Source organism: Vogesella urethralis (assembly GCF_007644045.2).
GTDB classification, from domain to species: Bacteria; Pseudomonadota; Gammaproteobacteria; order Burkholderiales; family Chromobacteriaceae; genus Vogesella; species Vogesella urethralis.
The window spans coordinates 1-241 of record NZ_VMDW02000055.1; the positions used below are offsets into that span (position 1 = coordinate 1).

Genomic DNA, 241 nt, shown 5'->3' on the forward strand with positions numbered 1-241 from the left:
CCTGACTGAAGGTAAACTCCATGCCGATGATACCCCGGTCCAGGTGCTGTTGCCGGGCAATAAGAAGACGAAGACCGGGCGGTTGTGGACGTATGTTCGTGATGACCGCAACGCCGGGTCAGCGCTGGCACCGGCGGTGTGGTTCGCCTACAGCCCGACAGAAAAGGCATCCATCCGCAGACCCATCTTGCGGGGTTCAGCGGTGTGCTACAGGCGGATGCGTACGCCGGGTTCAACGAGC

Annotated in this window: 1 pseudogene; it reads left to right on the plus strand. The window is 61.4% G+C overall.

The window, feature by feature from the left end:
* Positions 1-241 (plus strand): annotated as a pseudogene (locus tag FLQ03_RS03775) (IS66 family transposase); the annotation flags it as partial.